6 protein-coding genes are annotated in these 6,770 nt (G+C 72.4%); all 6 read right to left on the bottom strand.

Annotation, left to right across the window (positions count from 1 at the left end; genetic code table 11):
- Positions 1–243 precede the first annotated feature (243 nt).
- On the bottom strand, positions 244–1,854 hold the full coding sequence (locus ACZ6RT_RS24695) for a cation acetate symporter (RefSeq protein WP_399192812.1): 1,611 nt from the start codon (positions 1,852–1,854) through the stop codon (positions 244–246).
- Positions 1,851–2,180: a DUF485 domain-containing protein gene (locus ACZ6RT_RS24690; protein WP_470156389.1), complete on the bottom strand. Its 330-nt coding sequence runs from the start codon at positions 2,178–2,180 to the stop codon at positions 1,851–1,853. Before ACZ6RT_RS24690 ends, ACZ6RT_RS24695 begins: the two co-directional genes overlap by 4 nt.
- A 200-nt stretch (positions 2,181–2,380) precedes the next feature.
- Complete coding sequence (locus tag ACZ6RT_RS24685) at positions 2,381–3,709, bottom strand: MFS transporter (RefSeq protein ID WP_470156387.1); 1,329 nt, start codon at positions 3,707–3,709, stop codon at positions 2,381–2,383.
- Between the two features lie 228 nt (positions 3,710–3,937).
- Positions 3,938–5,437, bottom strand: coding sequence for a cation acetate symporter (locus ACZ6RT_RS24680; RefSeq protein ID WP_399192818.1), 1,500 nt, complete (start codon positions 5,435–5,437; stop codon positions 3,938–3,940).
- Between the two features lie 49 nt (positions 5,438–5,486).
- Entirely contained in the window at positions 5,487–5,993 is a 507-nt protein-coding gene (locus ACZ6RT_RS24675; RefSeq protein WP_399192820.1) for a hypothetical protein, read from the bottom strand.
- On the bottom strand, positions 5,990–6,751 hold the full coding sequence (locus tag ACZ6RT_RS24670) for a LytR/AlgR family response regulator transcription factor (protein WP_399193224.1): 762 nt from the start codon (positions 6,749–6,751) through the stop codon (positions 5,990–5,992). The genes ACZ6RT_RS24675 and ACZ6RT_RS24670 overlap by 4 nt, the downstream gene beginning before the upstream one ends.
- Positions 6,752–6,770 lie beyond the last annotated feature (19 nt).

Below are 6,770 nucleotides of genomic sequence, written 5' to 3'. Positions count from 1 at the left end.
AGGAGGCAAGACTCCCCCCCCCCCCCCCCCCCTCCCCCCCCTCCCCCCCCCCCCCCCCCCCCCCCCCCCCCCCCCCCCCCCCCCCCCCCCCCCCCCGGGCCGGTCGGGGACCGGCCCGGATCCTGTCCGGATCCGGTGGTCCCCTCCGGGAACCTCACCGGGACCGGCGGCGTCCTCGATGCCGCCGGTCCCGGGTCCGGCCGGTGACGGCCGGGCGTGCCGGGGGGTACCCGTCACCGCCGGTCAGTGCTTGCTGGCCCGCTCCATGCCGACGCCGGTGAGCGAGCGGACCTCGATCTCGGCGTACTTGCCGGCGCTGTACTCCTTGCTGAGCCGCGCGCCGATGAACCCGGCCAGGAAGCCGATCGGGATCGAGACGATGCCGGGGTTGCTCAGCGGGAACCAGGCGAAGTTCGCGTCGGGGAACAGCGAGGTGGCGCTGCCCGAGACGACCGGCGAGAAGATCACCAGGACCAGCGCGGAGACCAGGCCGCCGTAGATGGCCGAGACCGCCCCCGCCGTGTTGAACCGCTTCCAGAACAGGCTGTAGAGGATCGCGGGCAGGTTGCCGGAGGCGGCCACCGCGAAGGCGAGCGCCACCAGGAACGCCACGTTCTGCCCCTGGGCGAGGATGCCGAGCCCGATCGAGATCGCGCCGATGACGAAGGCCGAGATCCGGGCGACCATGACCTCCTCCTTGTCGGTCACGTTGCCGCGCTTGAACACGTGCGCGTACAGGTCGTGGGCGAAGGAGGAGCTGGAGGCCAAGGTCAGCCCGGCGACGACCGCCAGGATCGTGGCGAAGGCGACCGCCGCGATCACGGCCAGCAGGACGGTGCCGCCGACGTCGCCGAATATCTGCTTGCCGATCTCCTCGGCGAGCATCGGTGCCGCCGTGTTGCCCGCCTTGTCCTGCGCCGCGATCGCCTTGCCTCCGACGAGCGCCGCCGCGCCGAAGCCGAGCACCAGGGTGAGCAGGTAGAAGACGCCGATGATGCCGATGCCCCACAGGACGGACTTGCGGGCGTCCTTGGCGGTGGGGACCGTGTAGAAGCGGATCAGGATGTGCGGCAGGCCGGCGGTGCCGAGCACCAGCGCCAGGCCCAGGCTGATCAGGTCGATCTTGCCCGCGAGGCCCTGCGCCTCGGTGCCGTACTTCAGGCCCGGTGCCAGGAAGGCGTCGCCCTTGCCGCTCTGCGTGGCGGCGTCGCCCAGCAGGCCCGACAGGTTGAAGCCGTAGTGGGCGAGCACCAGCAGGGTGATCAGGGCGGCGCCGCCCATCAGCAGCACGGCCTTGACGATCTGCACCCAGGTGGTGCCCTTCATGCCGCCGATCACCACGTAGACGATCATCAGGGCGCCGACGCCGATGATGGTGAGCGCCTTGCCCGTCGGCGAGGTGACGCCGAGCAGCAGGCCGACCAGCGCGCCCGCGCCGACCATCTGGGCCAGCAGGTAGAAGATCGACACCGTGATGGTGGAGACGCCGGCGGCCGTGCGGACCGGGCGGGGGCTCATCCGGAAGGCCAGCACGTCGGCCATGGTGAACTTGCCGGAGTTGCGCATCAGCTCGGCGACCAGCAGCAGCGCCACCAGCCAGGCGACCAGGAAGCCGATCGAGTACAGGAAGCCGTCGTAGCCCGACAGCGCGATGATGCCGGCGATGCCCAGGAAGCTCGCGGCCGACATGTAGTCGCCGCCGATGGCCAGGCCGTTCTGCACGCCGCTGAAGCCCCGGCCCCCGGCGTAGTAGTCGGTGGCGTCCTTGGTGTTGCGGCTGGCCCAGAAGGTGATCCCCAGCGTCACCACGACGAAGAGCAGGAACAGGATCGTGGACAGCGTCTGGCTGCTCATTCGCTCTTCCCCTCGGTGTCGTGGCGGATCTCGTCGGCCAGCGGGTCGAGCCTCCGGCCGGCGAAGCGGGAGTAGGCCCAGGCGATGCCGAACGTCGACACGAACTGGAGCAGACCGAAGATCAGCGCCACGTTGATGTTGCCGATGACCTTCGTGCCCATGAAGTCACGGGCCCAGGCCGACAGGATGACGTACAACAGGTACCAGGCGAGGAAAGCGGCCGTCATCGGGAACGCCCACGCCCGGAAACGGCGCCTCAGCTCCTGGAACTGTTCGCTGGCCTGAATCTGTTCATAGACCGATGAATCGTGTTGCCTGGCGGTCACAAGACCTCCCACAAATGTGATCTGGATCACGGACAACGTAGGGGGCGACGCTACCCTCCGTGGAGACCCGTACGCGGTCTCTTCGCCGAGGCGCCGCCGAGTCGCGTTCAGTTGGATATGTCCTGCGGTGAAAGGTCCGTCTTGTACGACGAACGGTCACCGGAGCCGTCCGGCCGGTCACCCGCGGATGAGGCGCGGTGTCATCCGGTGACGGACCGGGCCCGTCCTCGGAGGGCGTGACCCCCGGCACAGCACACCGTCAGGCCCACCAGGACCAGCAGGGCGCGGTAGTCGACCACCGACACCAGCGCCGCGCCCACGAGCAGGGAGAACAGCTGGGTGACCCCGGCCAGGGACTCGAACGCGGTGGAGACCCGTCCCACCAGGTGACCGGGGCTGCGACGCTGCACCAGGGTCGCCCTGGCCACCCCCTCCATGGTCAGGCCGGCACCGGCGACCGCCATCGCGGCCAGCACGACCGTCTCGGCCGGGACCACCCAGGACAGGATCGCCACGCCGTACAGCACGATGCCCGCGCCGATCACGAACAGCTCTCCCCTGCGCGCCATCAGCGCGGGACCCCGCAGTCCCCCGGCGATCGCCCCGAGCCCCATGGCCACGGAGGTGAGCGCGGTGAACTCGGGCGACCTGCCGAGCCCGTGCTCGATGACGGCGAAGATCAGCGACTCGGTGGCCCCGGCCAGCGTGAACATCAGGCAGGACGCCCCGGCCGCGCGGCGCAGCGGCGGGTCGGCGCACAGGTGCCGCGCCCCGGCCCAGAACTCCTCCCTGACCGGCCGGGCGCGCGGGACCGGACCGGCGCCCGGGGCGCTTCCCGGGACACCGCCCGAGACGCTTTCCGGGGCGCCTCCCGGGACACCGCCCCGGGCACCTCCGGGGGCGCTTCCCGAGACGGTTCCCGGGGCGCTTTTCACAGTGCCTCCCGGGGAGGGGCGGGCCGCGGCCGCCACCGGCAGCGCCGCGAAGACCGTGGCGGCCACCAGGAAGGTGACCACGTCGAACAGCACCAGCGCGCCGATCCCGAACGCGGCGTGGATCGCCACGCCCAGCAGCGGCCCGACCAGGCGCAGCCCCTGCCGGGTGGTGTGCAGGGCGCCGTTGGCCTGCCCGAGCAGCCGCTCGGGCAGCATGGTCTTGAGCAGCCCGCCGAGCGCCGCGAAGATCACCGCGTACGAGCAGCCCATGGCCGCGGAGACCGGGTAGACCAGCCAGAACGTGTCCGGCCCGGTGACCGCGACCAGCGGGAGGAGCGCGACCCCCGACAGCAGGCAGGTGACCACCAGGAGCCTTCTGCGGTCCGTACGGTCGATCAGGTACCCGAAGAAGGGCGACAGGCAGAGCGGGAGCGTGAAGAAGAACAGGGTCAGGCCCGCGGCGCCGTCCGAGCCGGTGAGCCTCTTGGCCAGGATCGCGGGGATCAGCAGCAGCGAGGCGTCACCGAGCAGGCTGACGGCCATCCCGACGTAGACGAGCCTGAACCTGGGCAGCCTCAGGACCTCAGGCGTCACCGCCGGCCGGAGAGCCGGCGCACCGGCCGGTCCCGGGACGGTGCACCGGCGGCGCCGACGACACCGGCGACACCGGCGACACCGACGACACCGACGACACCGAGAGCACCGGCGACACCGCCGGTCCCGGCGGGCGCCTCACCATCAAAGCCGATAAGTAACAAACCTAATCAAAGCAGCCTAAATAAACCCTCATAACGGTCATTCCGCCATAGGTCGCCGGACCCGTCAAGAGGACCGGGGCCGCCAGTCGCCCCGGTCCAGGTCGAGGGTCTCGGGGGTGTGCAGACGCACCATGGTCCGCGCCACGTTCGGCGGGATCCGCGACGGCGTCAGCAGCGAGGCCACCACCATGACGAGGAACGCGATCGGGACCGTCCAGGCCGCGGGCTGGGCCAGCAGCGCGCCGAGCAGGCCGGAGTGCGGGCCTCCGCCGATCGTCATCAGCACCGCCGTGCAGGCCAGGCCGCCCCCGGCGAGCAGCCCGGCCATCGCGCCCGCGGGCGTCAGCCGCCGCCACCAGATGCCCAGCACCAGCAGCGGGCAGAAGGAGGAGGCCGCCACCGCGAACGCCAGCCCCACGACGTCGGCGACCGGCAGCGAGCGGGCCGCGGTGGCCAGCGCCAGCGGCACGATCACCGCCAGCACCGCGGCGGCCCGGAACGAGCGCACCCCGCCCTTGAGGATGTCCTGGCCGATCACCCCGGCGACCGAGACCGTCAGCCCGGAGGAGGTCGACAGGAACGCCGCGAACGCCCCGGCCGTCACCAGCGCCGTCAGCAGGTCGCCGGCCACCCCGCCGATCAGGTGGCCGGGCAGCGCGAGCACCACCGTGTCGCTGCCCTCCAGCTCCGGGACGTAGATCCGCCCCAGCGCGCCGTAGACGGCCGGCAGCAGGTAGAACGCCCCCAGCAGCGACAGGACCACCAGCGTGGTGCGGCGGGCGGCCCGGCCGTCGGGGTTGGTGTAGAACCGCACCAGCACGTGCGGCAGCCCCATGGTGCCCAGGAACGTGGCCAGGATCAGCGAGTAGGTCGAGTACAGGCCGTACTCCCGGTCACCGGCCAGCGGCAGGGCCCAGACGGCCGCGTCCCGCGCGCTCAGCCCCGGCGCCCCGCCGTCCCGCCAGGCCAGCAGCAGGAAGACCAGCGGCACGGCCAGCGCGGTGAGCTTCAGCCAGTACTGGAACGCCTGGACGAACGTGATCGACCGCATGCCGCCGGACATCACGTTCACCGCGACCACCGCCGCCACCAGCAGCCCCCCGGCCCAGTCGGGGGCGCCGGTGATGGCCCGCAGGACCAGGCCGGCGCTCTGGAACTGCGGCATCAGGTACAGCCAGCCGATCAGCACGACCAGCACCCCGGCCATCCGCCGTACCGCCATCGACTCCAGCCGCGCCTCGGCGAAGTCGGGCAGCGTGTACGCGCCCGAGCGCCGCAGCGGCGCCGAGACCAGCACCAGCAGCACCAGGTAGCCGCCCGTCCAGCCGACCGGCAGCCAGAGCATGTCCGCGCCGTAGGTGAGGATCAGCCCGGCGATGCCCAGGAAGCTCGCGGCCGACAGGTACTCCCCGCCGATGGCGGAGGCGTTCCACAGCGGGGAGACGGTGCGCGAGGCGACGTAGAAGTCGGAGGTGGTCCGCGACAGCCTGATGCCGAACGCGCCGATCAGCACCGCCGCCAGCACCACCAGCACGACCGCCGTCACCCCGTACGCGGTGCTCATCCGACGCCTTTCCGCGGGTTCGGGAGGGCTCCGGGCCCCGGGCGGGGGGTCAACGGGCCCGGTCCACCAGCTCGGCGAAGTGGCGCTCGTTGCGCTCCGCCTGCCGGACGTAGAGCCAGGCGCCGATCACGAACGCCGGGTAGATCAGGCCGGCCAGCACCGCCCAGGGCAGCGGGATCCCCAGCAGGTGGACCGCGCGCAGGTCGGGCACCAGCAGGAACAGCAGCGGCAGGCCGCCCACCACGCAGGCCAGCACCGTGCAGACGAACAGGGCCAGCCGGAACTGGGTACGGATCAGCGAGCGCATGTAGACCTCGCCCAGCCGGGTCTGCTCGTCGATCTCGCGGGTGACCGGGTAGCGGGGGTGGCGCGGGGCCAGGGTCCGGGGGCTCGTCACCACCTCGCGCCGGGGCCGCTCGGGCTCCCGGCGCGGCCGGTCGGGATCCTTCCTGGAGCGCTCGGAGTCCCTGCGGGAGCGGTCGGGGTCCCGGCGGGACAGCTCGGCGATCCAGCGGCGCGGCTCGGCGCCCCGCTCGGGCTCGGACTCGCGGCTCACTCGGACCGGCCCTTGCGCGCCCGGCGGACCAGCAGGTCCCGCAGCTCGCGGGTGTGGCGCCGGCTGACCGGGATCTCGGTCTCGCCGATGCGGACCACGCACCGGCCCGAGTCGATGTGCAGCTCGTCGATGTGCTTGACCGCGACCAGGTGGCTGCGGTGCACCCGGACGAACCCGGCCGAGGCCCAGCGCTCCTCCAGGGTGGCCAGCGAGATGCGCACCAGGTGGCTGCCGCCCGCGGTGTGCAGGCGGGCGTAGTCGCCCTGCGCCTCGACGTAGCGGACCTCGGTGCTGGCCACGAAGCGGGTGACGCCGCCGAGCTCGACCGGGATGGTGTCGGGGTCGGTGCGGCCCGCGGCCTCGCTCTCCGGCAGCTCGGCCGAGACGAACACCCGCCGGATGGCCTCGGCCAGCCGCTCCGGCCGGACCGGCTTGAGCAGGTAGTCCTCGGCCTTGATCTCGAAGGCGTCGACCGCGTGCTCCTCGTAGGCCGTCACGAAGACCACCCGGGGCGGGTTGGCGAACTGGGAGAGCAGCCGGCCGAGCACCACCCCGTCCAGGCCGCGCATCCGGATGTCGAGGAAGACCGCGTCGATCGGCCGGCCGTCGGCGATCGCCCGGTCCAGGACGCGCAGCGCCGCGGCCCCGTCCCTGGCCAGGGAGACCTCCGCGATCCGGGGGTCGTCCCGCAGCAGGTAGGCCAGGTCCTCCAGCGCGGGAAGCTCGTCGTCCACCGCGAGGACGCGCAGGCCGGTCACGGTCACCCCTCCGGATCGT

It is taken from the genome of Streptosporangium sp. NPDC050148 (assembly GCF_055586505.1).
The sequence above is the reverse complement of the archived record's forward strand: the minus strand, read 5'-3'. Positions and strand labels throughout refer to the sequence as shown.

What these genes read in the sequence shown, in the direction of transcription:
- ACZ6RT_RS24695 (WP_399192812.1), bottom strand. Translation starts at nt 1,854, where the DNA reads ATGAGCAGCCAGACGCTGTCCACGATCCTGTTCCTGCTCTTCGTCGTG.
- ACZ6RT_RS24680 (WP_399192818.1), bottom strand. Translation starts at nt 5,437, where the DNA reads ATGAGCACCGCGTACGGGGTGACGGCGGTCGTGCTGGTGGTGCTGGCG.